Source organism: Veillonella sp. ZSJB6 (assembly GCF_051549505.1).
GTDB lineage: Bacteria > Bacillota > Negativicutes > Veillonellales > Veillonellaceae > Veillonella.
The window spans coordinates 1-254 of sequence record NZ_JBPUGE010000111.1; the positions used below are offsets into that span (position 1 = coordinate 1).

At 57.5% G+C, this 254-nt stretch carries 1 protein-coding gene; it reads right to left on the reverse strand.

The annotated features are described in order from the left end of the window. The coding region (locus ACSV5T_RS10095; protein ID WP_438321045.1) for a DUF5110 domain-containing protein at positions 1 to 254 on the reverse strand (254 nt) is incomplete at both ends.

Below are 254 nucleotides of genomic sequence, written 5' to 3' on the forward strand. Positions count from 1 at the left end.
GAACCGGTCACGCCTCGGAGGAGTAACGTGACGTTACGGTCAGACGGCAAGACGGTCCGGTCACCTGTAACGTGAATGTGGAGCTTCCGTTCCTCCCAATCAAGCGTGAACGTCGTCTCAGCGTAAGCACCCGTCTCATAGTCACGGTCCGACCCGTTGTCTTCATAGAGCGTGAACGTATTCGACGCGCCCGGGAAGACGAGAACTTCCAATTCGCCCGGGTTATCCGTATCGTTACGGCCCGAGTAATGCCG